Source organism: Kushneria aurantia DSM 21353 (genome assembly GCF_000382245.1).
Classification (GTDB): Bacteria; Pseudomonadota; Gammaproteobacteria; order Pseudomonadales; family Halomonadaceae; genus Kushneria; species Kushneria aurantia.
Genome location: NZ_KB907866.1, coordinates 71,542 through 97,404, shown reverse-complemented (window position 1 = coordinate 97,404; position 25,863 = coordinate 71,542). Strand labels below are relative to the sequence as shown.

The following is a 25,863-nucleotide window of genomic DNA, read 5'->3' as shown; positions in this document are numbered from 1 at the left end:
CATCTTTCAGGGCGGCTTCGGCCGCCCTCCCGGATTGATGACAAAGCCCGTAAAAGCCTTGCTGAAGACCTTGCGGAGAGGGTCGGAAACAGCCTGCAACGAGGGTTATTCGCCAGGGATGGCGAATTTAGCGTCCATGGAAGGATTTATAGCGCCCTCGTGCAGGGCTTTTGCGATCCGACAGCAACCTTGTCAGCAGCCTCAGGGCGGATTCGGGCCGCCCTTTTACTGTCCCGGCCCTGTTCAGAGACTCACAGGCTGTCCGCCACCCGCTCCAGCCCTTCGCCGGTCACCTCGGCGAGAAAGTCGATTTCGCTGTCACTGATGACGTAGGGCGGCATCCAGTAGATCACATTGCCCAGCGGGCGCAGCAGGGCACCGCGCGACAGGGCGTGACGAAACACCTCCAGCCCCTTGCGCTCGCGAAAGTCGAAAGGCTCGAGGCTGTCGCGATCGCGTACCATCTCGATCGCCACTACCATGCCGGTCTGGCGCACGTCACCGACCAGCGGATGCGACGCCAGCGGCGCTGCTGCCCGCGCCATACGCGCCGCCCTGTCACGGTTGGCGGCCAGCACGTCGTCCTCTTCGAGAATATCCAGCGTCGCCAGCGCCGCTGCGCAGGCCAGCGGATTGCCGGTGTAGCTGTGCGAGTGCAGAAAGGCGCGCAGACTGGCGTAGTCGTCGTAGAAGGCGTCATACACCTCATCGGTGGTGAGTACCACCGAGAGCGGCAGATAGCCGCCGGTCAGCGCCTTGGAGAGGCACAGATAGTCGGGACGCACCTCGGCCTGCTGACAGGCAAACAGCGTTCCGGTACGCCCGAAGCCGACCGCGATCTCATCAAGAATGAGCTGCACGTTGTAGCGGTCGCACGCCTCGCGCAGCCAGCGCAAATACTCCGGCGGGTACATCCGCATCCCCCCGGCGCACTGAATCAGGGGTTCGACAATCACCGCCGCCAGCTCGTCAGCGTGACGCGCCAGCGCCACCTCCATCTCGGCAAAGCGTGCGGCGGCGTGCGACACCCACTGCTCGCGAGGCAGCGCGAAGCAGTCCGGCGCCGGCACCTTGATGACATCCAGCAGCAGCGAGCGATAGGTGTGGGTAAAAAACGACACGTCGCCTACCGACAGCGCCCCCAGCGTCTCGCCGTGGTAGCCGTTGGTAATGGTTAAAAAGCGTTTCTTTTCCGGTCGGCCGCGGTTTTGCCAGTAGTGGTAACTCATCTTGAGAGCGATCTCGACCGCCGCCGAACCGCTGTCGGCGTAGAAGCAGTGGCCCAGACCCGCAGGCGCCAGCGCCCCCAGCCGCTCCGACAGCTCAATCACCGGACGATGGCTGCAGCCCGACAGAATGACATGCTCCAGCGCATCGAGCTGCGCCTTGATACGGGCGTTGATGCGCGGATTGGCGTGGCCCAGGATGTTGACCCACCAGGAGCTGATCGCGTCCAGATAGCGTTTGCCATCGAAGTCCTCCAGCCAGACGCCGCTGCCGCTTTTGATCGGCACTACCGGCAGATGTTCGTGATCCTTCATCTGGGTGCAGGGGTGCCACAGCGCGGCGATGTCGCGCTGCATCCAGTGCTGATTGAGGTTGGTCATGCGAGGCTCTTCTCAGTCAATTGCGGGGTTCGAAGCGCCGCCGAGCAGCGCATCCAGATCGAGTTGGTCCGCAGCCGCCCGGGCTGTCGCGGTCGCCAGCGGGGGCACCACGCCCAGACAGGGCGCGCCACCCTGCACGCTCAGCCCGTCATCGAGCGCGGCGAGATTGTCTTCGCCGCGCGCCATGTCGGGATCAATCAGGTTGGCAACCCAGCCGGCTACCGGCAGCCCGTCGCGGCGGATCGCCTCCAGCGTCAGGCGGGCGTGATTGATCGCACCCAGCCGCACGCCGACCACCAGGATCACCGGCAGGGCCAGCGCTATCGCCAGCGATGACAGGCACTCGCGTGCATTGAGCGGCACTCGCCAGCCGCCCGCTCCCTCGATCAGGGTCAGCCCTGCGCGGCGTGCCAGCAGGGCGCGCATGGGAGCCGCCAGACGCTCGACATCAAGTGCCACGCCGGCCTCACGAGCCGCGATATGGGGCGCGATGGGCGGTGCCAGCGCGACAGGATTGATCGCCTCATAGGGCAGCGGCGGGCGGCACTGTGCCTGCAGTGCCAGCGCATCGGCGTTGCGCAGCCCCGCCCGGGTCATCGCACTGCCGGACGCCACCGGCTTGCCGGCGGCGGTGGTCAATCCACGCTGAGCAGCGGCGTGCAGGAGCGCGCAGCCGATCAGGGTCTTGCCGGCATCGGTATCGGTAGCGGTAATGAAAAAACCGGCGCTGCGTGACATGGCTCAGCCCGTTGCCGCCGTACGGCGCATGACCCGGTGGGCGATATGCCAGCCCAGCGGAATACCCTGCGGCGTGCGCTGACGCTCCAGCCCTTCGAGCCAGCCCGCCAGCCGACGCCGGCCGGCCAGTCCGCGCCGCCGCGACGTCATCAGGGTGGTGGCGCCGGTCGCCGACAGCTCGCGCAGCAGCGCCAACGGGCGGGGATAAAAGCAGCGATGAAGATCATCGCACGCCGTCAGGCCGACAAAAGGCACGGCGTCGAGCCGGGCCTGCAACGCCTCGGGAGCAATGAACGCATTGACCGCCGCGCCGTCGACGCCGGCCAGCTCCGCCAGCGACCCCTCGAGCAGGGTGGTGAAGGCCAGCACGCCACCGGGACGCAGCACCCTCGCCGCCTCGGCGAGAAAGGCCGCGGGTGTGGTACACCACTGCAGCGTCATGCTGGAAACCAGCAGATCGACGCTGCCGGCGGCCAGCGGCAGGGCTTCGATATCGCCCTGCAGCCAGCGCACCACCGTCGCCATATCGGCGGCACGCGCCTGCGCCAGCATGGCGGGCGACAGGTCGAGGCCGGTCAGCTCGGCGCCGGGATAGCGCTGCGCCAGCGCGCGGGTGACATGGCCAGTGCCACAGCCGGCATCCACCACGCACCGCGGGACCAGTTCGGCCGGCAGCCGTGTCAGCAGTCTGTCGGCCACCCGGCGCTGCAGGGCAGCAGCGCCATCGTAGCTGTGGGCGGCACGTGAAAAGCGCCGCGCCGCTGGCGTCATGACCGGGGCGTTACTCAAGGCGGCCCCCAGCGGTAATGAAAGCGGCGATCAGGGCGGCGCTCTGTTCGGTTTTTTCGAGTACGAATCCGTGGCCGCTGTCGGCGATCAGTCGCGTGATACCCGTGGGCGGCAGCAGTTCGGCAATGGCCTGGCGCGCCGCCGCCGGCACCAGCACGTCCTGCTCGCCGAACAGGTGCAGCTGCGGCACGGCAAGGCGGCCCAGCGCCCGGCGCAGATCGAGCGTGCGTAACAGTGCCAGCCCGGCCGCGGCCTGCTCCGGCGGCAGCTGTGGCAGTGCCATCAGCAGCCGCTGACCCAGCCGCCGAGTGTCATGCCCGCCGCGCGCGCAGAGCAGCGCAAAGCGGCGCACTGTATCGAGCGGTCGATGCCGTAAACCGTTGCCAAAGGCGCTCAGGGTGTCGCCCGCCATCGCCGTCGACCAGTCGGCGCGGGTCACGAAGCAGGCGTTACTGGCCAGCGTCACCAATCCCCGTGCCCCGGAACCCCGATGCTCGGCCAGCGCAGTGGCCAGCATACCGCCCAGCGACCAGCCCCCCAGCCAGCAGCCCGCTTCGATCTCCTCATCCAGCGCCTCGAGCCAGATGTCGAGCCGCTGGCTGGTCAGCGGCGGGTAGCGGTAGCAGCTGACGCTGATCGCGTCGCTGCACTGCTCGATCGCCTCGGCCAGCGGCCGCAGCGGTTCGGGACCGAGCGCCCAACCGGGCAGCAGCACCAGCCGCTGTGGACTGCCGGCAGCGGTGGCGTCAGGCATGCGGTGTCTCCCTGATCGACGGCAGCCGCGCCTGCAGCGCCGTCAACAGCCGGTCGATGTCATCAAAATCATGTGCCGCCGACAAAGTGATGCGCAGGCGAGCGCTACCCGCCGGCACGGTCGGTGGCCGGATCGCGCCGCACCACAGACCGTCCTCCTCGAGCCCCTGCGCCACGGCCAGCAGTGTCGCTTCATCGCCGTTGCCGATGATCAGCGGCTGAATGGGCGTGCCCGAGGGCAATAGCCGCGCCCGATCCCCCGTAAGGGCTTTTGCTTCACGACGAAAATGGCCGATCAGAGCCTCGAGATGGGCACGCCGCTCGGGCTCGTCGCGTACGATGTCAAGCGCCGCCAGGGTGGCGTGGGCCAGCGCCGGTGATGGGCTGGTGGTATAGATCCAGGCGCGGCTGAATTGCGTCAGCGCCTCGATCAGGGTATCGCTGCCGGCCACGAAAGCCCCCTCGGTGCCCAGCGCCTTGCCCAGCGTGCCGATCAGCACCGGCACCTGCGCGGCGCTCATCCCCTGCGCCTGCAATACCCCGGCGCCACTCTCTCCCAGCACCCCAAGGCCGTGGGCGTCGTCGATCACCAGGCTGGCGGCGTGATCGCCGGCGATGCGCGCCAGCGCCGCCACGTCGGCACAGTCGCCGCCCATGCTGAATACCCCATCGCTGACCAGCAGCCGCCGTCCGCCGCCCGCAAGGCGCGCCAGAAGGTCGCGGGCGGCATCGCAGTCGGCGTGAAGGTAGCGATGCAAACGCGCGCCGGCGAGCCGGGTAGCGTCCAGCAGCGAGGCGTGGTTGAGGCGGTCATGGACGACGTGATCGCCGCGGCCGGCCAGCACCGAGAGCACACCCTGGTTGGCCTGATAGCCGCTGGTAAACAGCAGCGCCCGCCGGCGCCCGGTCCACTCGGCAAGACGCCCTTCCAGCGCCTCGTGAGGCGTGCGATAGCCGCTGATCAGCGCCGAGGCACCGCTGCCACTGCCGTAGCGGCGCGCGCCCTCCGCCATCGCCTCGGCAAGGCGCGGATCGTCGGCGAGACCGAGATAGTCGTTGCTGCAAAAGGCGAGCCGTTCACGGCCGTCCAGTCGCACATGCACGCCGCCACGGGTCAGGGTGCGACGTTGGCGATAGCGACGTCTGCGCTTTTGATCGGCGATACGCGTCGCCAGCACAGCATCGAGGCGGCCCGCCGGCGAAGTGCCCGGCACTCCCGCCATCACTGCTGTGCCGCGGCATCGACGGTCATGGCATCGAGCCGGGCGCGCGCCATACGCTGGTCGATTTCGGCTTCGAGGCCGTCGTCATCCGGCGCATGACGCTGCTCACCGCGCAGCCCGAGGCGTTCGAACAGGCGGCGGTCATGCTCGGCCCGGGGGTTGTCGGCGGTCAGCAGGCGCTCGCCATAGAAGATCGAGTTGGCCCCGGCAAGAAAGGCCAGCGCCTGGGTTTCATCGCTCATCGTTTCGCGCCCGGCGGCAAGGCGCACGCGGGAGGCCGGCATGACGATCCGTGCGACAGCCAGGGTGCGAATGAAATCCAGCGGGTCGAGATCCTCGACGTTCTCCAGCGGCGTGCCTTCGATGCGGATCAGCATATTGACCGGCACGCTCTCGGGGTGCTCCGGCAGGTTGGCCAGTTGGGTCAGCAGGCCGGCGCGGTCGCGCAGGCTCTCGCCCATGCCGACAATACCGCCGCAGCACACTTTCATACCCGCTTCGCGCACGTTGGATAGCGTTTCGAGGCGATCGTCATAGGTGCGGGTGGTGATGATCTCGCCGTAGTACTCCGGCGAGGTGTCGAGGTTGTGGTTGTAGTAATCGAGGCCGGCGTCGGCCAGCGCCCGTGCCTGATCGCGGTCGAGCATGCCCAGCGTCATGCAGGTTTCAAGCCCCATGGCGCGCACGCCGCGCACCATTTCCAGTACCGCCGGCATATCGCGCTCACGCGGGTGGCGCCAGGCGGCGCCCATGCAGAAGCGCGTCGCGCCGGAGGCCTTCGCGCGTTGCGCCTCTTCCAGCACCGGCGCGACCGCCATCAGCCTTTCGCGCTCAAGGCCGGTATTGTAGTGGCCGGATTGCGGGCAGTATTTGCAGTCCTCGGGGCAACTGCCGGTCTTGATCGACAAAAGGGTCGAGATCTGCACCGCGTTGGGGTCGAAATACTGGCGATGGACACTCTGGGCGCGAAACAGCAGGTCGTTGAAGGGCAGCGCCAGCAGCGCCTCGATGTCCTCGCGGCGCCAGTCGTGGCGCAGCGCAGCGGTCGATGTGGTCATGAGCGGTCCTGTTATCGATAATCTTCGCCCGGCCTGTTAAGGAAACGCTGCATAAATGCCTGCGCTAGCGAATCGCTGCGTTGCGTGGTACTGGCGCGCCAGCCCGGTCGAACACTCGCCTAACCCCATGTTATGCCTCGTGTTCTGTGTTCCATGCGCCTTGCGCTTCATCTCGCTCGTCGATTTATTCAGCGTTTCCTTAACCGAGCGTCGTTTTGCGGTTATCAACTCATGCCCACACCCCTTTGGTCAACCCTGTAAATTTAAAAGGTTAACAGCCATGGCGGCTGACGGTCACCTCGCGACGTCATGAAACGTGGCGTCAACTATCCCTTGTCACTGCCCTTCCCGGTACTCTTTTGGCTGTCGTACTGCTCGATCCAGTCGGGAACATCCTCGACGGCCATTGGCCGCGAAATGAAATACCCCTGCAGGTAGTCGCAGCCCAGCTCGTTGAGCAGCTGCCGCGAGACGGAGGACTCGACCCCCTCGGCGACTATTTCAAGACCGAGGTTGTGCCCCAGCTCGATGGTGGAGCGCACAATGGTGCGGTCGTCGGCGCTGTCGTCGAGACCGAAGATGAAGGACTTGTCGATCTTCAACTCCTCGATGGGCAGGCTGCGAATCTGCGACAGCGACGAGTAACCGGTGCCGAAATCGTCGACGGCGATACGAAAACCACGGCAGCGCAGTTTCTCCAGCGTACGATGGGCCAGCACCGGGTCCTGAATAATGGCGCTTTCGGTCACCTCCAGACACAGGCGTGCAGGGCTCAGGCGATAATGGTGCATAACGCTCTCCAACCGGTCGGGCAGTGCGGGATCAATAACATCCTGCGCCGACAGGTTGATGGATATCCGCAACATACGACCACGCGCTTCCCACTCGGCCATCTGGCGCCCCACGCTATCGATCAGCCAGCGGGTCAGCAAAGCGATGTTGCCCGACTGCTCGGCGAGGCCGATAAACTCATCCGGCGAAACGAGGCCAAGCGTTGGGTGGTGCCAGCGCATCAACGCCTCGAAGCCGTTGATCTCACCGCTTTTGGTGTCGATCTGCGGCTGATAGACCAGCTTGAGCTGCCCCTGGGCCGCGGCGTGCTGCAGATCGCGCACCAGCATCAAGCGACGCTGATGCTGCTCGTCCTGCCCTTCCAGATAGCGTAGATGCCGCATGCGCGAAGCCTTGGCGCGATCCATGGCAATTTCGGCGCGGCGCAGCAGCTGCCAGGCGGTATAGCCGTGCAGGGGGAAACTGACCTCGCCGGAAGCGATACTCAGACTCAGCGGCGACTCATCCAGCACGATCGGCACTCTGAGCTGGCGATGCAGTTCCTGCACACGTGCCTCGGAGGCTTCGCTGCCGGTCAGCCATAGCAGGAACTCATCACCGCCAAGCCGATAGGCCTGCTCTCCGGAGCCGATCAGGGTCAGCAAACGCCTGGCCATGGTCTGCAGCACGAAGTCGCCGGTGGCATAGCCAAAGGTATCGTTGATGTGACGAAAACCGCGGATCGACAGGCGTATCAGGGTAAAGCTCGCTTCGCCTTCGACCCCCGCCTCGAGATCCTTCTGAGCGCTCTGGCGATTGGCCAGTCCGGTCAGCTGATCATGGTAGCTCTGATAGCGCAGCGTCCGCTCGCGGGTGTCGATATCGGCTTCCATCTTTTTCAGCGTGGTGGCCAGTACCGCCATATCACCGGCAAAACGCTCGGGAGACAGATTGGCCCGTTCGCCGCGGCCGATACGCCCGGCCGCCTCGGAAAGACGTATCAGAGGAGCTGCCATACTGCGGGCACTGAAGCCCGCCGCCAGCGCCGCGATCACCAGCATGACTGCGAAAATACCCAATAGCTGCCAGCTGAGCTCATTGAAAGCCGCCAGCAGTTCATCGAATTTTTGTTGAATCACGATATAGACACTGCCGGAGCTGTTTTCTCCCAGCCGGGCGGCGCGGGTCAGGGCATCATTGGGTGAGAAAGGCAAGGCGCTGTCGAGATACCGACCCTGAGCCAGCGCTCGACCGAGGCTATCAACAGTCGCCACCCCGGCACCTTTCAGCGCACCAGCAACGAACTCGACTTGTGGCGAGGCGTCGGTATCGGTGTCGGCAATGAAGGTGGCAGGACGCTGGATCAGACCGCTGATCTCATCGGCGAGGGCATCATCAAGTTGCAGCCCCATGCCGATCCAGCCTATGGAATCGAGCGCTGGGACCGGCACCATGACCAGTTTGTAGGGCTGCCTCTGATCGATCAGTACGGCACTGGCATACTGCTCGCTGCGTGCTCGCTGCAGAAGCTCCCGGTAGGGGAACAGCGACCCGGGCAGCCAGTGGCTGCCGGCCAGCAACTGCCCTTCGGGGCCGACCAGCATTACCATATCGGCGCCGGCGCGCTCGCCGTAATCACGCAGTTCTTCCCCGATCGCGTGGCTGTCACGGGTTGCCACGTCAGCGGCAAAACTACCGTTGGCGGCCAGCATCGCGGCGCTGTCGGCCAGTTGCCGCACACGCTCGTCAATCAGTTGGCGCGCCACATTGGTGGCAATTCCGAGTTCGTGGGCGCCGTTTTGGATAGCGTAGTGGCGAATATTGCCCAGGGTTGCCACAGCCACAATCAGCTGCGCGACGATCACCATGCCGAGCATGGTCAGCATCAGGCGACGTCGTAACGTCATTCCCGGCGATCCTTGCGATGCAACAGCAAAAGAAAATATTGCGAAACATGAGTGAAATATCTACAGATGAAGGGCAGGCCGACTATCGATCCTGTTGTTACGGTATTCAACACACGGTCTACCCCTCTAGCTGGATACGCCACGAAAACCTCGCCATGACGGGCTCTCACGGATAAATCGACCATAACCGGCGGAACTTTATACCGCATAATCCGACGCCTGTTCTCACGTCGTCAATGAAACTGCAGGTCCCTCGATTGTGGCAAATCAGTGCGTTTCGGCAGCCACCGCCTGCTCCAGCAGCGCTTTCGGGCGTCCCTTCAGGACAATCTCGCCGGCCATCCGATGGCCCAGAGGCGACATCTTGCGCAGGGTTTTGCGCAAGATGGTGATCACCCTGTCATCGTCATGCTCGCCGGCAAAGGAGGTGTAATAGTCCTGCAGGAAAACGAGACAGGCGGCATCTTCCAGTGCGCGGGTCTCGTCATCGCTTTTGAGATTTTCCTTGCGTACCAGTGCTGCCACTCGCTCGCAGCTCTTTTCATCATAACCCGCTTCACTCAGCACATCGGCCGCCATCTGTCCCTGACGCTTTTTCAAGTCGGTGCGCCAGGCATGATAGCCGAAACGGTCCATGGCGTAGCTGTCGCGCGGCACTTCCCAGCGTTTGAGATGTTGAGCGCGCACCGCCAGCCGCAGCGTTTCGCCCGCCTGCGGCCGCAGGCGCGCCAGCCAGCCGCTCATGCGCCGGGCGTAAAGCAGTTCGTAGGGCTGATCGGCGCCATCAGCGTCACGCTCAATCCGCGGGTCTTCGGCGTGCAGCGCATCCAGCGCCACCATGGCGGTAGCAAAACGTTGTTCAGCCATTATGATCTTCCTGCTTTTTGTTAACTCCAATCAAGCGACAAAAAGCCTAACACAGCCCGGCCAACGCAACGGTGTCTGGGTGCAACCAAAATACAAACCGCTTCAGCCGCCCCGCAGCAAGGAAACCGCAATCACTCCCATGACGACACCTACCAGCGCATCCAGCACCCGCCAGGCGATGGGCCTGGCGAGCAGCGGTCGCAGCAGCGCAGCGCCATGGCCAATAGCAAAAAAGAAGAGAAAGGAGGCCAGAATCGCGCCGCACAGAAAAGCGCCACGCCCTTCATCGAAGCCGGACGACACCGAGCCCATCAGCACCAGGGTATCGAGATAAACGTGAGGATTGAGCCAGGTGAGCGCCAGGCACACCGCCAGGGTGCGGCGCGCCGAAGTGGTACCCTCGGCGGGGTCGAGGCGCTGACCACCGCGCAGCGCCGCCAGCAGGCTGCGTGCGCCGTAAATCAGCAGAAAGAGCGCGCCGCCGTAGCGCAGCACCATCTCCAGCGCCGGCAACCGTGCGGTCAAGGCGGCGAAGCCCATAACGCCCAGCGTCAGCAATACGGCGTCAGAAAGTGCACAGGCCAGACAGACCCGCGTGACGTACTCGCCGCGCACACCCTGTCGCAGCACGAAGGCGTTCTGCGCCCCGATCGCTGCGATCAATGACAGCCCCAGCCCGAACCCCGCCAGTCCCGCCTCCAGCATCGCCCGCTCTCCTTTCTTCTCACACAAGGATGAGGCGTTATTGTGACCGGCGTGGCGAAGGCTGCCATGAAAACTCCTGATACCCCATCAGCAGCGCTACGGCGGCGCCCACAAAAAATCGTCGGGAACGATTTTTGACGCCGCAGGCGGCCCGAAAGGTGCCCGCCAGGGATCATTTCACAAAGCAGCATTTCTTCGAGCGGAATGCGCTTGTACCGGAGCAGGTCATGCCGGGCCGGCACGGCCACCATCAGCGGATCGTTCCAGACTGGCATGGCAACGATGCCGTCACCTACATTCGTCGGGGCGAGCAAAGCCCACGTCGTACAGATCGTCTCGCAGCCCCTTGATCTGCTGCGACAGCGGTACTTCGGTCAGGCGAATTTCGACCTCGGGTTCTTCCTGCCTGCACAGCGCCAACAAGGCCGGCAGGCGCGAAGGCGTGTTGCTGTCGGACAGGGCGGCGCGTAGTTGGCCGTGGAACCCATTGGCGGCGACCTTCACACTCTCGCGCGCCTGCTGCAAGGTAGTTGAAGACTCGCGGCACGTGTTCGAGGAACAGCCTGCCCGCGCGGGATAGGCGCGTGCTGCGGGACGTGCGGACGAACAACTATTCGCCCACGTCTTCCTCCAGCTCCTTGATGGCACGCGACAGAGGCGACTGTTCGATGTGCAGTTTCTCTGCCGCACGGGCAAAGTGCAGTTCTTCGGCTACGGCGAGGAGACAACGAAGATGGCGCAGTTCCATCGCGACCTCCCCACGCCAATCATCGCGGCTGCAAGCGCGCGACCCAAGCCACCATGAGGATCGCCGCGACCGCGATGCCCGTGGCAACGTAACCGATGCTTTCCAATCCCCATTGGGGGATCACCAGCCCGCCCGATGATTGCTCCCAGGCCCGTGCCGGCGTTGGCCGCCGAGACGTGCAGGGTTCCGGCCAGCGCCTGGGCGTGCGTGGCGGACTTCATCACCCGCACCTGGCAGATGGGGAACAGCGCGGTATAGGCGATGCCCCATACCGCCAGCGCCAAGCCCAGCAGAGCCAATGAACCCGCCAGCGGCACGCTGGCCGCCATGCCGAGCCCCAGCAGCAGCGAGAATGCGCCGGCGCCACGCCGGCGATGCGCTCCAGCGTGTCGGCGAGATAAGTGTAGGCGGCGAACATCGCCGTGAACACCACCACCGACAGAGCGACGTTGCCGACGAAATATGGGTCTTTCAGGATGCGCGTCCGGGGTGAACAGCCGCACCACGGGCAGCGGATCGAAGGCCTGCCCGGCCGCGCGTGCGCGGCCGTTGGCGAGCAGCTGTGCGCGCTGGGCGTCGGTGACGAAGGGCGTCTTCATGGTCGCGGCCTTCTGGTGGGGGCGTAAGTGTGCAAAGCCGACGAGGCACGGATGCACTTGTGCGTGAAAGCGTGAAAGCGCAAAGCCGGAACGGTAGAAAGCATCAAAGACACAGAAGCGGATTTCCGTAAAAGCACGGAAGAACAGAGATAGCGGTTCACAACACCAAATGAACGCTATAGATTGTAGCTCTATAGGGCGCAACAGGTTGTCATTCTGGATTTTGGGGAAAGTCCAGAATGACAACGGCGAAGCCATCGTTGCCCGAGGCACTGCGGCGGATCAGGAAGGCTCGCGGCCTGAGCCAAGAGGCGTTCTCGGACGTGTCCAGCCGCACCCACCTGAATTCACTGGAGCGCGGGCTGAAGAGCCCGACTCTGAGCAAGCTGGGGGAGCTGTGCGAGGTGATGAGGGTTCATCCACTCACGCTGCTGACACTGGCCTATGCCGAAGACAACACGCACCACGCCGACGAATTGCTAGCGCAAGTGCGCCAGGAGCTTGATGGATTATCCGAGTAGCTGAAACTGGGGTTACCTGCCGCACGGGCTGTCAAGCATTTTTTGAATTGAAGTTTTCGTGATGAAAGTAAACATCAGGCAAATTGCTGGCAATTGGGACGCGGGGTACGTGCTTGATAAGCATTCCCTACACAGCGAAGTCGTGGGTCAGAATGCGCTGGGCTATCCCGTTTGGAACACTACTCGCACCGAAGCAGGGGAAGCTCTGTTTCAGCTAAAATACAGGGGAGATTTCAGCCAAGTTGAGTCGCTGGCCGCTGAGCTAAGTGAGTCGATCTATCCGCGATTTGATCGGGTCGGTCTTATTGTGCCAATGCCTGCATCGAATTTCCGAAACCGCCAACCAGTGACGGAACTCGCGCTGGGACTGGGCAGGTTGGTCGGCAAGCCCGTTTTCGATGAATTGCTCACTAAAACGGCCAACGGCCAGCAGTTGAAGGATCTCACAAGCAAGGCGGATAAGCAGGCGGCTTTGGCCGATAGCTTCACGCTGCACGAGGGCATCAGTAACGAAGGCCGTTGGAACGCATTGCTTGTTGATGATCTCTTTCACACGGGCGCATCGTTGGAGGCAGCTTGCACGGCATTACGCACCTACCGGAAAATTGACCGTATCTATGTGGCGGCCGTCACCTGGAGATGAAACCATGACCACTATATTTGTAGCAGGATCCATCAATATCAAAAACCTTGATCGTCAGGTTAAGGAACGACTTGATCGCATCATAGAGTCCGGTTTTGGTGTCGTGGTAGGTGACGCGGATGGTGCGGATTCGTCGATTCAGAGCTACCTCGCTGAAAAGCAGGATCAGCACACCACTGTGTTTTGCAGCGGAGAAAATCCGCGCAACAATCTTGGGGGATGGCCTGTTCACTACGTGGCTGCCAAGGCTGCTCCCGGTACTCGCGCGTTCTTCACGGCTAAGGATATAGAGATGGCGCGAGTCGCGGACTACGGGTTGATGATCTGGGACGCCAAGAGTACCGGGACGTTGAGCAACGTGCTGGAGCTGTTGCAGCAAAAGAAAAAGGCCGTAGTCTTCGTTAACAAGGACAAAGACTTCGTGAACGTCGGGAACCTGGAGCAATTACACACTTTATTGAGCCGCATGAGTTCCCATGCCCATATGAAAGCCGAACAGAAAATTGGCCTATTTTCGAGGCTCAACGCCTTGAAGTACGAGCAAAGTGAAATGTTCGCGCATTGACTGACGGTGCTTCACCGCCCCCGCCGCAATCGGCGGGGCGCGGTGGGCGGCAGTCACGCCGCCTGTGGCTTGCTGCGCGACCAGATCAGGTCGTGCGTGCCGTTCTCGCCTTCGATCAGGCGGGCATAGACCGTTGCCGGGAACGAAGGATCGTCGATGGCCAACGACAGATAATCCCGCCCGGCTTCGCAGGCTTGCGCCCTGACGCGGGCAAGGCCAATACCCCAACGACGAGCGAGAACACTCCTTGTCGCAGATTGCGACGACATTGTTTAGGCGTGGCGTGTCGGTAAACCGTCCTTCATGACGTACAGGCGCGAACCTCCAGCGTCGAGGACGGCACACTTTGGCACAACTTGCCGCAGCATTCCGGAGCGTAGCCCCACAAGCCCCGCCCATTACGGCGGGGTGCAAGCAAAGCGCGCAGCGCCGCAGGCGCGAAGGCGTGAGAGATTGGTGGCGAATGGCCATGACGGCGAAGACGGCACGGGACTCGGCCCGAAAGCCCGGCGGTAGATCGCGCCGACACGCAAAGGTTCGACAATTGCGTGCGTGAGTAGCTATAGTTTTTTACTTCGCCAATCTTCTGACGATGGATTCAAATGACTCTGACAACTGAGCAATGGCTGACAGTGGGTGTCGCGGCCTGCGGCGTACTGGTTCAGTTTCTGATTGCTTATCTCGGCCGGAGCCAAGTCAGAAAGCAGCTTGACCTCCAGCACTTGGTCTCGCATCGATCCACGGCCTCTTTCATCGCCGACAAGCGCCAGCACTGGATACACGAGTTGCGCATAGACATGGCGTTCCATCTTGCCTTGTCGCAGGAAATAATCTGGAAATGGGACGGTTTGCGCATGGAAGCAGCGCAGCGAGTTGAAAGCGAAGCCAAGGATGAAGATGGCATATACGCCCCAGCCAAAGTGGATCAGATTCATCAAGAAGAAGCCGACAAGTTCTCTCCGGAAAATAGCAAACGCGAGCGGGAGCATCACGAAGGGCATATACGCATCATGTTCCGACTCAATCCGACTGAAGACTTGCATATCCAGCTTCGTCAGTGCCTCGACAACATCCGATATGTGATGAATAAAATGCAGGGAGCCAATACCTTGGACGCCAATCGGGAGTGTGTCAGCCGCATGCTAGCGCTTGTCGGCGAAGCACAGACACATACGGAAGCGATCCTCAAAGCGGAATGGCAGCGGGTGAAACAAGAGGTCGCCTATCCCGAGGCGTTAATGGCGACAATTTCCAAGCCCGAGTCGAAGAAGTAACGCGAGATTCTTCCGGCCCCTGGGGTTCGATGCCTTCGGGGCGGGATTCGGCGCACCTATTTCTTGACTTCGATTCCTTCAAAGCAAAACGCCTTGGCCGAAACCAAGGCGCATGAAGGTGTGGCAATACCCCTTCATGGTCTGGGCCTTGCGCGTGGCGGCCCGAGAAGGGTGCCCGCCAGGGATGGCAGGGCACAAAAAACCCGCCTCCTCCTGCGAGGGGGCGGGTTATGGTTCAACAAAGCGGACCTGCTTTATTCGCCGCGCGGGAAGCGCTGCGACTCCTCCAGCACGTTGAGGTCCATGTGGTTGCGCATGTAGCGCTCCGAAGCAACCTGTAGCGGCTGATGGTCCCAGGGGTAGTAGTGGCCGTTGCGCAGCGCTTCATAGACGATCAGTCGGCGCGCCTGGCTTTCCCGAATATCGGCGTCGAAGCGTGCCATATCCCAGCGGTCCATCGCCATGCGGGTGAACTCTGTGAGCGTGGCGTGATACTCGGGGCTCTCGGCCAGGTTGGTCAGCTCATGGGGATCGTCGGTGAGATTGTAGAGCTGCGGCGGGTCGAGCTCGCAGTGGTTGAACTTCCAGTCCCCCTTGCGAATGGTGACCAACGGCGCGTAGCTGCCCTCGGCGGCGTACTCCATGTAGACCGGGCTGCTGCGCTCGCCGCCCTTCATCAGCGGCACCAGCGACTCGCCGTCGGTCCAGGGCTCGATGGCGCTCAGGTCGATACCGACCAGATCGGCCAGCGTCGGGTTGACGTCGATCGACGACACCGGCGTGTCGATACGCCCGGGCTCGAGGCCGGGGGCAGCGACCATCAGCGGTACCCGCGACGACCCCTCATAGGGGCTCATCTTGAACCACAGACCGCGCTCGCCGAGCATGTCGCCGTGGTCGGAGACGAACAGGATGATGGTATTGTCCATCATGCGCGTGCGCTCCAGCACATCGAGAATGCCGCCGACCTTGTCATCGATGTAGGAGAGGTTGGCGAAGTAACCCTGGCGGGCGCGACGCACATTCTCCGGCTGAATATCGAATTTGGTGTGGTCGTTGGCATCGAAGATGCGCTGCGAGTGGGGATCCTGCTGGTCGTAGGGAATCTCCCCGACCTGCGGCTCGAGGTGATCGCAGTCGTTGTAGAGGTCCCAGAACTTGCGCCGTGCCACGTAGGGGTCGTGGGGGTGCGTGAAGCTGACGCACAGCGCCCAGGGGCGCTCGTCTTGACCGCGCGCGAGGTCATAGAGCTTCTGCTCGGCGTGAAACGCCACCTCGTCGTCATACTCCATCTGGTTGGAGATTTCCGCAACGCCGGCGCCGGTTACCGAACCGAGGTTGTGGTACCACCAGTCGATGCGCTCGCCGGGGCGGCGGTAGTCCGGTGTCCAGCCGAAGTCGGGGGGATAGACATCGGTGGTCAGGCGCGACTCGAAGCCGTGCAGTTGATCGGGGCCGACATAGTGCATCTTGCCCGACAGGCAGGTCTCATAGCCGGCACGCCGCAGGTGGTGGGCCCAGGTGGGCACACTGGAGGGAAACTCGGCGGCATTGTCATAGACGCCGGTGCGCGACGGCAGTTGGCCCGACATGAAGGCAGCGCGGCCCGGCGCGCAGAGATAGCTGGGCGTATAGGCGTTGCGGAAACGCACCGAACGCTGGGCCAGCTTTTTGAGATTCGGCATGTGCAGAAAATCCGCCGGGCCGTCTTCGAACAGCGTACCGTTCACCTGATCGGCCATCAGGACCAGAATATTGGGGCGCGTCATCAACTTCTCCTTGTAGTCGCCGGATTTGACCCTACACAGGATGATGGCGCAGCGCCAGCCATGACCAGCAACTTCTTTGACCGCTGAGGCCAGGCTGAGCTGGGGCTACCCCAAATCCAGAACCTGACTGCTGATATCCGCCGATCTCCGCTACGCTGAAAATCTCCATACCTTCGGTGAAACCAACGCCATGCTGTCACGACTGCTTCTCCCCCTCTCTCCGGCCCTGCTGTCGCTGGGGCTGCTGGCGACACCGGCCAGCGCCGCGGGCGAGCGCGACCGCCTTGACGACATTGTTCAGCGCGCCGGTGAACTGCCGCGTACCCATACGCTGGTGGTGGCCATCGACGGCGACACGGTGATCGACGAGAGCTTTCGCGGCCACCGCACCGATGCCACCGCCAACATCAAGTCGCTCTCCAAGACACTGATCTCGGCGCTGGTGGGCGCGGCCATCGATCGCGATATTATCCGCAGCGCCGATCAGCCGGTGGTCGAGCTGCTCGCCCCCTCCCGGCTGCCCGCCGACCCCGACCCGCGCCTTGACGACATCACGGTGGGCCAGTTGCTCTCCATGCAGTCGGGGCTGGAGCGCACCTCGGGGCAAAACTACGGCAGCTGGGTGGCCAGCGGCAACTGGACGCGCAACGCCCTCGCCCGGCCCTTCGTCGCCGAGCCCGGCGGCCCGATGCTCTACTCCACCGGCAACAGCCATATTCTGTCGGCGGCGCTCACCGATGCCGCCGGCCGCTCGACGCTGGCACTGGCCCGCGACTGGCTGGGCGAGCCGCTGGGGATCACCATTCCGCCCTGGACACAGAGCCCCGAAGGGGTCTATTTCGGCGGTAACGAGATGGGCATCACCCCGCTGGGGCTTTTGCGCTTTGGCGAGATGTACCGCCTGCAGGGCGAGTTCAACGGCCAGCGGGTACTCTCCGCGGAGTGGGTCGAGCAGAGCTGGCAGCCGCGCACTCGCTCGGTCTACAGCGGTGACCAATACGGCTACGGCTGGTTCATGGACGAGCTGGCCGGCAGCCGGGTCTACTACGGCCGCGGCTACGGCGGCCAGGTGCTGTTCGTGGTCCCCGACCGCGCCATGACGGTGGTGATGACCTCCGACCCCACACCGCCCTCCAACGGCAGCTACAACGACCGTCTCAAGGGCGTGGTGGAAGCGCTGATCCGCGCCACCGAACCACAGCACACCAGCGCCGACGACAGCGCATAGAGGAGACGCCATGAGCTCATCGCTGGCTGATACCGAACAGTGGCAGCGACGCACCATACCGGTACGCTCGGCCGACGGCGCGGTGGCCGCTCAGCACCGGGTTGCCGCCCGCGCCGGCGCCGCCATGCTGCACCAGGGCGGTAACGCGGTAGACGCAGCGGTCGCCTGCGGCTGGGCGCTGGCCGCCGTCGAACCCTGGATGAGCGGCCCGGGCGGCTCCGGCTTCATGGTGGTATGGCTGGCTGCCGAGCAGCGCGCCGTGGCGCTCGACTTTCAGGGCGTACTGGCGAGCACACTGGACCCGGCCGACTACCCTCTCGACCCCGATTTGCCGGACACACCCATGGGGTTTCCGGCGGTAGCCGATCGCGCCAATACCGAGGGTTACCCCTCCATGACGCTGCCCGGCAGTGTCGCCGGGCTGGAGCACGCCCGACAACGCTTTGGTCGCCTGTCGCGGGCACAGGTGATGGCGCCGGCGATCGAACTGGCCGAGCGCGGTCATCCCGTCGACTGGTTCACCAGCCTGCAGATCGGCCTTGCCGCCCGGGTGCTGGCCCGCGATCCGGTCTCCCGCGATATCTATCTGCCCGGCGGTCACCCCGCGCTGCCGGAGAGCCGCCTGCACATTCCGGGGCTGGCCGCCAGCCTCAAGGAGATCGCCGCTACCGGCAGCGAGGGCTTCTATCGCGGCGCGCTGGCCGAGCGCATGGTCGACGACCTGCAGCGCGGCGGCTCACGCCTGTCGGTGGAGGACTTCGCCGCCTACCGGGTGCGCGAGTTCGACGCCATGCGCGCCGAGCACCGCGGCTTTACGCTCTATACGCCGGGGGAGATCTCCGGCGGCGAGCGTCAGCGCGACATGCTCGCCCACAGCCGACGCTCGATGCCGCAGCCGCCCGAGCGCCCCGATGCCGGCAGCTGGCTGAGCTACGCCGCGGCGCTGGAACACTGCTGGCGGCAGCATAAAATCCGCCGTGGCGTGGTCACCGAACAGGGCGGCTGCACCTCCTCGCTGTCGGCGGCAGACCGCGACGGCAACATGGTGGCGCTCACCCACACCCTGCTCAATCGCTTCGGCTCCGGCGTCACGCTGCCCGGCAGCGGCATCCTGATGAACGACGGCGTCAGCTACTTCGACCCGCGCCCCGGCTACCCCACCTCAATGGCCGGCGGTCAGCGTATCAACTCCTCCAATATGTGCCCCACCATCGGCATCTACGACACCAGCGCCCGCTTCGCACTGGGCGCCTCCGGCGGCGACCTTATTATGCCGGCAGTAACGCAACTGGTGGCGCTGATGACCGATTTCGGCATGAGTCTGGAGGAGGCGATGCATCATCCCCGACTGGACGCCAGCGATCGCGGCTCGCTGCGCGTCGACCCGCGGCTGGCGCCGCAAGTGCTGGCACAACTGGGCAAACACTATGTGCTGGAGCCGGCCCAGCAGCTGGTATTTCCACGCCTCTACGCCTGCCCCGGCGGCGTGGCGCGTAACAGCAGCGGCGAATACGAAGCGCTCTGTGACCCGGCCCAGCCGGTGGGCGGCGGTGCCATTCCCGCCCCCTTCACAGCGGTTGACAGTGATCGGCCTCGCCAGGGAGCCCGGCCATGAGCGATGCAAGGGAGGTGATACTGGTCTGCCACCCGCAGGCCGAGCGCGTCGCGGCGTGGATCGCGCGGCTGGCACCGCTGCTGCCGGCATTCAGGCTGGCCGCCATCGACGAGGCGGTCGCCCCCGAGCGAGTGCGCTATGCGGTGGTATGGAAGCCGTCACCAGGGGCGCTGGCCCCCTTTACCGCGCTGCGTGCGGTGGTGTCGCTGGGCGCCGGCATCGACCATATCCCGGCCGACGCCCTGCCCGCCCATCGGCCGCCGATTCTGCGCACCACCGGCGAGGCGCTGACCCAGCGCATGCGCGAATACGTCTGCCTGCAGGTGCTGCGCCACCATCGCGACATGCCGCAGCTTGCGGCGGCGCAGCGCCGCGCCGAGTGGCAACCGCAGGTCACCCCACCGGCTCCCGAGCGCCGCGTAGGGGTGATGGGACTGGGCCTTTTGGGCAGCGCCGCTGCCACAAGCCTGGCGGCTCTGGGGTTCGATACCCGCGGCTGGGCGCGCTCGCCGCATCAGCTGGGCGGCGTCACCACCTTCGCCGGCGATGAGTTGAACGACTTTCTCGCCGGCTGCGAGATTCTCGTCTGCCTGCTGCCGTTGACCGACGCCACCCGCGACATCCTCGATCATCGCCTGCTTGCCCGCCTGCCGAGAGGCGCCGGGCTGATCAACGCCGGCCGCGGCGAGCATCTTGTCGAGGCCGATCTGCTCGATGCGCTGGCCAGCGCACGGCTCTCCCATGCCACCCTTGACGTCTTTCGCCAGGAGCCGCTGCCCGCCGACCACCCCTTCTGGCACCACCCACAGATCACCGTCACACCGCATATCGCCTCGATGATCGACGCCCCCACCGGTAGCCGACTGGTGGCGGAGAACATTCGACGTTTCGAGCAGGAGCTTGCCGACAGCGCAGCAGCGGGAGGCGCCGTCTGACAGATCGGCGAGCGCGAAGAGTCTGCAGAAGAAAATTTAAAGCTTCTTCGCGGCGGGACCGATAAGACAGGACAAGCCGGACCTTCACCTTCCAGAACCTGCAGACAGCGCACGCTATCCCGACGCTGCCGACCATCGAGGAGCTTCCCATGCAGATCGGCTGGTCCTTTTCTCCGCAGCAGAGTCCATCGCGTACTTCCCTCGCGTCCGCCGCTACGCCGCCCCGTGAGCGCCGCTCGGAAAACAGCGAAGCGTCGCAGGACAGGTTCGCAAAAGAGTTCGAGGCGCTCGAGAAACTCAAACAACTGCCGCGCAAAAGTGCCGAAGACAAGGCGGCGATGCTGGTCAAGCGGCTCAAGGAGCTCAAGGCGCTGATACAGTCGATGATGATGTTCGGCGCCTCCGCCGCACAGATCAAAAGTATCGCCCGCGAGATCAAAAGCATCGCCGGGCAGCTGAGCGATGCAGCCAAACAGTTGAGTGGCGCAACCACTGGCGCTACGGGCGTGCCGAACATCCCGGCCGCATCGCTATCACAGGCTGCGCGGTCGAAAATGCCCGAGGTCGAGGCGTCGCAGGCAACCCACGACAGCGAAGGCAAGGCAGCCGATGCCGAAGCGACTGCCAGCCAGGCTGTCGCAGCAGCCAGCAGCGGCACCAATGAGCAGCCGCAGGAGAGTCAGGAGCGCAAAGAGCGCCGCGGCGGTGGCGCTGGTGAAGGTGACGACAGCGCCCTGCGCGAGACGCTGATCGAGGCGCGCAAGCTGCTCAAGGAGCTGATCGATAATCTCAAGTCAATCGCCGACAAGGATGACCGCGACACGCGCAGCCAGCTGAAAAATGCCGAAGAGCAGCTGCGCAAGCTTGATAATCGCCTGATGGACAGCCTGATGCCGAAGCTCTACGGCGCCCGGGGCATCCCGACGGCCGACACCGCAACCCTGCCCGCGCTCAATGGCGGTTCGCTGTCGGTCAAGGTATAGAGCGACAAAGACAGCCTGTAAAAGGCTTCCTGCAGCGCATGAGCGCCTTCTTCCTTTATCCATCCCGATAACTGACGTCTTCGGTCGCCATTTCGCCGCCTCCCCTTGCCCCCTGCCCTGCCCCATCACGCCGCAAACGGGAAGGCGGCCAACAGCATTTGATCACGAATTTTTATTGAATGAGCGAATAAAATTACGTAGCGTGATTCGAGAGGCAGATTTGCCTTGAACACCAACGCAAGGAACAACACAACATGATGAACCCGACATCGACTTGCACTGCTATCGGCCTGACGCTGGGCGCACTGCTGCTCTCCTGCAACGCAGTTGCCGCCCCGCAAAACGCCGACATGACGCCCGCGAAGGCGCTGGAGCAGTGCCCGGTGGCGGCCTATGCCATGGCGCTGCGCTATCAGCAGTCGCCCGAGGTACGCGCCCTTCAGCGCCAGGCCTGGTCGCTGGCAAGGCTGCGTCTGCAGCAGGCGCTGGCCAACAGTGACAAGGCGCCCTCCCGGCTGGCCGTCGTCACCGACCTCGACGAAACGGTGATCGATAACAGTGCGCTGCTGATTCGCGACATGCAAAACTGCCACACCTACAGCGGCTGGGATACCTGGAGCAACTGGGAACGCGAAGGCACACCGAAGCTGATTCCCGGCGCGAAAGCGTTTCTTGACTACGCCAACGAACAGGGCGTGGCCATCTACTACATCTCCGATCGCTTTCAGGAGAACGAGCCCGCTACTCTGGCAACGCTCAAACAGCTGGGGCTGCCGCAGGTGACCGAGGACAGCGTCAAACTCTATGGCCTCAGCAAGGAAGAGCGGCGCGCGAAGGTCAAGCAAAATCACGAGATCGTGCTGATGATGGGCGATACTCTGCACGACTTTGCCAGCCTGTTTGACGACGACGACCTCGACAGGCAGTACGAAGGCGTCGCCAGCAACGCCGAAAAATTCGGCGACCGCTGGATTGTCTTTCCCAATGCCACCTATGGCGACTGGAGCACTCTCCCGCTACAGGGCTGGGACCATCCGGCCGACTATGCCTCGGATCAATCCAGCGACAGCTGAGGCCGCTGCTATCTCTGTCATCGAGGGGCAGTCAGTCGGACCTGCGGCATCGCCTGCCAACATGCTGCTCTACGCCTTCACCATCGATCGGGGCCGCTGTGACAAGCGGCCGACCGCTCCCGGTGCAGCGCCCGATCGAGTTCGCCGCTGCCCTCGATGCTCACCTCCCGAAGCGCCAGGAAATCCGCCAACCGTCGCAGCTCGTCGCTCAGCGCCGCAGCCAGTTCGACAAGCGGCTGATCGCGTTCGGGATGGGCAGCGATCACCCGCAGCGTCGAGCGCTGGCGATCGGCCTTGAGATCGAGTCGCGCCACCAGTTCGCCATTCAGCAGAAAGGGCAGCACATAGTAGCCAAAGCGGCGTTGCGCCTGCGGGGTGTAGATCTCGATCCGGTAGTGAAAGTCGAACAGCCGGGCGGCGCGCTCGCGGTCCCACATCAGCGGATCGAAGGGCGCCAGTAGCGCCGTGGCGTTCGCTGCATGGCGGCCGGCGCGGGCCTCGACATGGCGCCAGCCACCGTCCGGCCAGCCCTCCACGCGCAGCGGCGCGATCACACCCGCCTCGGCAAGCTCTGCCAGCCGCTGGCGAGTCTCGGCGCCGTCGAGGCGAAAGTAGCGCTGCACGTCGCGCGTCGTCGCCACCCCCATGGCACGCATCGCCCGCTCGACCAGGGCGCGCTGGGCTTCTTCGGGCACAGCGGGCACCTCATGGGCGAGCCGCCCCACCACTCGCTCGGGCAGATCATAGACGCGTTCGAAGTTGCCGCGCCGATGGGCGACCAGTACCCGACCGCACCAGAACAGCGCCTCCAGCGCCGACTTGCCGTGGCTCCAGCCCCACCAGTTGCCGCGGCTGCGACCGGCGCCGCTCAGCTCCGCCGCCGACAGTGGCCCGTGGCGTTCGATCTCCGCCAGCGCGCCCGCCAGGTAGTCCGGGTGCTCACGCGCGAAGCGCGCGAGGTGCTTCCACAGGCCACCGCCGCCCTCGCAGGCGCGCTGCATGCGAAAGCGATACAGCGGATAGTCCTCCAGCGGCAGCAGTGACGCCTCGTGACTCCAGTACTCGAACAGTCGCCGCCGCGACGGCGGCCCCTGGTTGAAGGCATCGAGCCTTGCGCGGTCATAGCCGCCAAGCCGAGAGAACAGCGGCATGTAGTGGGCACGACAGAGCACGTTGACGCTGTCGATCTGTAGCGCGCCCAGCCGCCGCACACAGCGCAACAGGGCGCGGCCATCAGTCTCGGCGCTGTCGCGGCGGACACCGAAGCCCTGGGCCCGGAGCGTCATGGCGCGTGCCTGGCGGGCGTTGAGGTGATCCGTCATGGTCTGCTCTACGGCCGCTCACTGCCGCCGTTCGGCGATCAGAAAGCGGTCATCAATGGGGTAAAAGCGGTCGGCAGCGTTGATCAGGGCGCGGGCGGTCAGGGCTTCAACCGCATAGACTTCCACGATCACGCCGAAACGCCGATGCAGCCGCTCGATCAGTTCAACGAAATCGCCGTCGCCGGACATCAGTACCAGCCGCTCGGCACATTCGGCAGCCTCGATCATATCCAGTGTGATACCCACGTCCCAGTCGCCCTTGGCGCTGCCGTCGCGGCGCTGAATAAAGGGCTTGAGGCGGACGTTGAAGCCGATCTGGCGCAGGGCGTTCTGAAACTGCTGCTGACGCGCATCATGGCGCTCGATGGCGTAGGCGTTGGCCATCGCGACCCGCTCGCTCCTGCAGGCGTGGCGCCACAGGGCGCGGTAGTCGGGCGCACGGCCGTGGACGTCGCGGCTGGTGTAGTAGAGATTCTGTACGTCGGCGAACAGCGCCACGGCAGGCGTCGCGGCACTCGCCGGTGCGGACGACGAGATGTTCAAGGCAGCGCCTCCGGGGTATCCACGTCGCGGTGAATGCCGTCGTCGTCGACCGCCACCTCGACCAACTGCGCAGCGTGGCGCTGAAGCAGCGCCCGCGCACCCTCGTCGCCACCGAGCTCGGCCAGTTCGGGCCACCAGTGGCGGCCGAAGAGTACCGGATGGCCGCAGCGTCCTGCCCTTGCGGGCCTGACGATGTTCTCGGCAGAGGCGGCAGTGCACAGTCGGCGCAGAGTCTCCTCGCGTACCGCGGGCATATCACCCAGCACCACCGCCAGTGCGCGGTAATGCGGCGCGTCATGCAGCAGCGCTTTTACACCCGTGGCGAGGCTGTCACCCATACCGGCGGCGTCGGGCGCAACGTGCAGTCGCTTCGCACTGCCGGGCAGTTCGAGAGCCGCGTCGTCATCCTCTGCGCGCAGCACCACCAGCGGCGTCGCAAAGCAGGGAGCAAGGCTGTCGAGGGTGGCACGCAGCAGGGTACGGCCATCCGTCAGCCGAGCGCGGCGCTTGTCACTGCCGAAGCGGCGGCCGTGGCCGGCGGCCAGTACCAGCGCCGCCACGCCGTGGCACGCCCTCGCTCTGTCCTCAGGCATGGACACTGACCGGCTGCGCCTCGTCACGGTAGCTGCCAGCGCGACCGTTATGGACACGCATCACATCGGCGACCACGGCCAGCGCGATCTCGGCCGGCGTCTTGCTGCCCAGATCCATGCCGATCGGCATGTGCAGCCTTGCGATCTGCGCGTCGTTGAGCCCGCCGGAGCGTTTGAGCCGTTCGGCACGCCGTGCCGAGGTGCGCTGAGAGCCCATGACACCGATATAGAAAGCCGGCGTGCGCACCGCCTCGATCATCGCCGGGTCGTCGATACGCGGGTCGTGAGTCAGCGCCACCACGGCGGTCGATTCATGGCAGGCGCCGGAGGCGATGAACAGCGCCGGCAATGCCGCCTGTACTTCGATGCCCTCGCCATGGCCGGCGGCGATAAAGGCGTGGCGCTCGTCGTCACGCGGGTCGCAGACGATCACCTCGTAGCCGAGCGAACGCGCAAACCGGGCACAAAAGCCCGCTACCGGCGAGATACCGGCCAGAATCAGGCGCAGCGCGGGGCCGATACGAATATTGAGGCGCTGCTCGTCGTCGCGCGACACCGCCGGCCCGCCGGGCGCCTCGTCGAGGATCACCCGATAGCGGCCGCTGTGCGGGTCGACGCGTCGGATCAACCGCTTCTGGCCCAGCAGGGTCGCCTCCAGCACCTCGAGGTGAACACAGAGTTCATCGTTGACCTCCAGCCGCTCGATCAGCACCTCCAGAATACCGCCACAGGGTAGCTGCAGGCGCTGACTCTGCTCCTGACTCTCACCATAGCGAATGATAGTGGCGGGCCGCTCGAAGGCACCGTCGCGCAGGCTTTCGATAAAGGCCTCTTCGACACAGCCGCCGGACAGCGAGCCGATATAGCGGCCATCGCTCAGCGCCACCAGCATCGAACCGGGCGCACGCGGCGATGACCCCCAGGTCCCCAGTACCGTGCAGAGCCACATGACAGACTCGCTGGCCGCCCACTGGCGCGCCTGCTGAACCACCTGAAGATCGAGATGACGCATGAACAATCCTCGTCCGGCAAAA

Annotated in this window: 27 protein-coding genes; 9 read left to right on the top strand and 18 right to left on the bottom strand. The window is 64.3% G+C overall.

The window, feature by feature from the left end; translation table 11 throughout:
• Positions 1 to 251: 251 nt before the first annotated feature.
• From H146_RS18525 to H146_RS22415, 12 genes are all read right to left on the bottom strand, one after another.
• A complete protein-coding gene (locus H146_RS18525) occupies positions 252 to 1,607 on the bottom strand; it encodes an adenosylmethionine--8-amino-7-oxononanoate transaminase (protein WP_019950850.1) in 1,356 nt (451 codons plus the stop codon).
• A gap of 12 nt (positions 1,608 to 1,619) precedes the next feature.
• Positions 1,620 to 2,345 (bottom strand): dethiobiotin synthase, encoded by a 726-nt coding sequence (bioD, locus tag H146_RS0105415; RefSeq protein WP_019950849.1) that lies wholly within the window; start codon positions 2,343 to 2,345, stop codon positions 1,620 to 1,622.
• A gap of 3 nt (positions 2,346 to 2,348) precedes the next feature.
• Positions 2,349 to 3,134: a malonyl-ACP O-methyltransferase BioC gene (gene bioC / locus H146_RS0105410; protein WP_026351769.1), complete on the bottom strand. Its 786-nt coding sequence runs from the start codon at positions 3,132 to 3,134 to the stop codon at positions 2,349 to 2,351.
• Positions 3,127 to 3,888 (bottom strand): alpha/beta fold hydrolase, encoded by a 762-nt coding sequence (locus H146_RS0105405; RefSeq protein ID WP_019950847.1) that lies wholly within the window; start codon positions 3,886 to 3,888, stop codon positions 3,127 to 3,129. Before H146_RS0105405 ends, bioC begins: the two co-directional genes overlap by 8 nt.
• Positions 3,881 to 5,110 (bottom strand): 8-amino-7-oxononanoate synthase, encoded by a 1,230-nt coding sequence (gene bioF, locus H146_RS0105400; protein WP_019950846.1) that lies wholly within the window; start codon positions 5,108 to 5,110, stop codon positions 3,881 to 3,883. The genes H146_RS0105405 and bioF overlap by 8 nt, the downstream gene beginning before the upstream one ends.
• Positions 5,110 to 6,168 (bottom strand): biotin synthase BioB, encoded by a 1,059-nt coding sequence (gene bioB / locus H146_RS0105395; protein WP_019950845.1) that lies wholly within the window; start codon positions 6,166 to 6,168, stop codon positions 5,110 to 5,112. Before bioB ends, bioF begins: the two co-directional genes overlap by 1 nt.
• A 326-nt stretch (positions 6,169 to 6,494) precedes the next feature.
• Positions 6,495 to 8,846 carry a bifunctional diguanylate cyclase/phosphodiesterase gene (locus tag H146_RS18520; RefSeq protein ID WP_083920783.1) on the bottom strand — a complete coding sequence of 784 codons (2,352 nt, stop codon included), beginning with the start codon at positions 8,844 to 8,846 and terminating at the stop codon, positions 6,495 to 6,497.
• Between the two features lie 267 nt (positions 8,847 to 9,113).
• Entirely contained in the window at positions 9,114 to 9,713 is a 600-nt protein-coding gene (locus H146_RS0105385) for a DUF4202 domain-containing protein (RefSeq protein ID WP_019950843.1), read from the bottom strand.
• A 102-nt stretch (positions 9,714 to 9,815) separates the two neighbouring features.
• Entirely contained in the window at positions 9,816 to 10,418 is a 603-nt protein-coding gene (locus H146_RS0105380; protein ID WP_019950842.1) for a LysE/ArgO family amino acid transporter, read from the bottom strand.
• A 288-nt stretch (positions 10,419 to 10,706) separates the two neighbouring features.
• Entirely contained in the window at positions 10,707 to 10,943 is a 237-nt protein-coding gene (locus H146_RS22425) for a LysR substrate-binding domain-containing protein (protein WP_019950841.1), read from the bottom strand.
• A gap of 85 nt (positions 10,944 to 11,028) precedes the next feature.
• The gene (locus H146_RS22420; RefSeq protein ID WP_019950840.1) at positions 11,029 to 11,166 is read right to left on the bottom strand and encodes a LysR family transcriptional regulator; all 138 of its coding nucleotides are present in this window, start codon (positions 11,164 to 11,166) and stop codon (positions 11,029 to 11,031) included.
• Entirely contained in the window at positions 11,130 to 12,011 is an 882-nt protein-coding gene (locus H146_RS22415) for a DUF2958 domain-containing protein (protein ID WP_425411316.1), read from the bottom strand. Before H146_RS22415 ends, H146_RS22420 begins: the two co-directional genes overlap by 37 nt.
• On the opposite strand from H146_RS22415, the gene H146_RS0105355 reads away from it, so the two are divergent.
• From H146_RS0105355 to H146_RS0105345, 3 genes are all read left to right on the top strand, one after another.
• A complete protein-coding gene (locus H146_RS0105355) occupies positions 12,005 to 12,286 on the top strand; it encodes a helix-turn-helix domain-containing protein (protein ID WP_019950837.1) in 282 nt (93 codons plus the stop codon). The genes H146_RS22415 and H146_RS0105355 overlap by 7 nt on opposite strands.
• A gap of 61 nt (positions 12,287 to 12,347) precedes the next feature.
• Complete coding sequence (locus tag H146_RS0105350) at positions 12,348 to 12,929, top strand: ComF family protein (RefSeq protein WP_019950836.1); 582 nt, start codon at positions 12,348 to 12,350, stop codon at positions 12,927 to 12,929.
• A 4-nt stretch (positions 12,930 to 12,933) separates the two neighbouring features.
• A complete protein-coding gene (locus H146_RS0105345; protein ID WP_019950835.1) occupies positions 12,934 to 13,494 on the top strand; it encodes a hypothetical protein in 561 nt (186 codons plus the stop codon).
• A gap of 53 nt (positions 13,495 to 13,547) precedes the next feature.
• On the opposite strand, the gene H146_RS22410 is transcribed toward H146_RS0105345, so the two are convergent.
• Complete coding sequence (locus H146_RS22410) at positions 13,548 to 13,763, bottom strand: DUF736 family protein (protein ID WP_051090974.1); 216 nt, start codon at positions 13,761 to 13,763, stop codon at positions 13,548 to 13,550.
• A 333-nt stretch (positions 13,764 to 14,096) separates the two neighbouring features.
• Here H146_RS22410 and H146_RS0105335 point away from each other — a divergent pair, with 333 nt between their 5' ends.
• A complete protein-coding gene (locus H146_RS0105335; protein ID WP_019950833.1) occupies positions 14,097 to 14,768 on the top strand; it encodes a hypothetical protein in 672 nt (223 codons plus the stop codon).
• Between the two features lie 254 nt (positions 14,769 to 15,022).
• Here H146_RS0105335 and betC read toward each other — a convergent pair whose 3' ends face one another.
• On the bottom strand, positions 15,023 to 16,537 hold the full coding sequence (gene betC, locus H146_RS0105330; protein ID WP_019950832.1) for a choline-sulfatase: 1,515 nt from the start codon (positions 16,535 to 16,537) through the stop codon (positions 15,023 to 15,025).
• Positions 16,538 to 16,727: 190 nt separating this feature from the next.
• Between betC and H146_RS0105325 the strand changes: the two genes are divergently transcribed.
• The 5 genes from H146_RS0105325 to H146_RS0105305 all read left to right on the top strand — a co-directional run bounded on the left by H146_RS0105325 (position 16,728) and on the right by H146_RS0105305 (position 22,371).
• Positions 16,728 to 17,765, top strand: coding sequence for a serine hydrolase domain-containing protein (locus tag H146_RS0105325; RefSeq protein WP_019950831.1), 1,038 nt, complete (start codon positions 16,728 to 16,730; stop codon positions 17,763 to 17,765).
• Between the two features lie 10 nt (positions 17,766 to 17,775).
• Positions 17,776 to 19,380 carry a gamma-glutamyltransferase family protein gene (locus H146_RS0105320; protein WP_019950830.1) on the top strand — a complete coding sequence of 535 codons (1,605 nt, stop codon included), beginning with the start codon at positions 17,776 to 17,778 and terminating at the stop codon, positions 19,378 to 19,380.
• Entirely contained in the window at positions 19,377 to 20,315 is a 939-nt protein-coding gene (locus tag H146_RS0105315) for a 2-hydroxyacid dehydrogenase (RefSeq protein ID WP_019950829.1), read from the top strand. Before H146_RS0105320 ends, H146_RS0105315 begins: the two co-directional genes overlap by 4 nt.
• A gap of 149 nt (positions 20,316 to 20,464) precedes the next feature.
• The gene (locus tag H146_RS0105310; RefSeq protein WP_019950828.1) at positions 20,465 to 21,298 is read left to right on the top strand and encodes a hypothetical protein; all 834 of its coding nucleotides are present in this window, start codon (positions 20,465 to 20,467) and stop codon (positions 21,296 to 21,298) included.
• A 254-nt stretch (positions 21,299 to 21,552) separates the two neighbouring features.
• Entirely contained in the window at positions 21,553 to 22,371 is an 819-nt protein-coding gene (locus H146_RS0105305) for a 5'-nucleotidase, lipoprotein e(P4) family (protein WP_019950827.1), read from the top strand.
• A 77-nt stretch (positions 22,372 to 22,448) separates the two neighbouring features.
• On the opposite strand, the gene H146_RS18505 is transcribed toward H146_RS0105305, so the two are convergent.
• From H146_RS18505 to H146_RS0105285, 4 genes are read right to left on the bottom strand one after another with little or no spacing between them, the layout of a single operon-like run.
• Positions 22,449 to 23,693 (bottom strand): winged helix-turn-helix domain-containing protein, encoded by a 1,245-nt coding sequence (locus H146_RS18505; protein ID WP_019950826.1) that lies wholly within the window; start codon positions 23,691 to 23,693, stop codon positions 22,449 to 22,451.
• Between the two features lie 18 nt (positions 23,694 to 23,711).
• A complete protein-coding gene (locus H146_RS0105295; RefSeq protein ID WP_019950825.1) occupies positions 23,712 to 24,236 on the bottom strand; it encodes a LabA-like NYN domain-containing protein in 525 nt (174 codons plus the stop codon).
• Positions 24,233 to 24,829 carry a nucleotidyltransferase family protein gene (locus tag H146_RS0105290; protein ID WP_051090973.1) on the bottom strand — a complete coding sequence of 199 codons (597 nt, stop codon included), beginning with the start codon at positions 24,827 to 24,829 and terminating at the stop codon, positions 24,233 to 24,235. The genes H146_RS0105295 and H146_RS0105290 overlap by 4 nt, the downstream gene beginning before the upstream one ends.
• Complete coding sequence (locus tag H146_RS0105285; protein WP_019950823.1) at positions 24,822 to 25,841, bottom strand: XdhC family protein; 1,020 nt, start codon at positions 25,839 to 25,841, stop codon at positions 24,822 to 24,824. Before H146_RS0105285 ends, H146_RS0105290 begins: the two co-directional genes overlap by 8 nt.
• Positions 25,842 to 25,863: the final 22 nt, after the last annotated feature.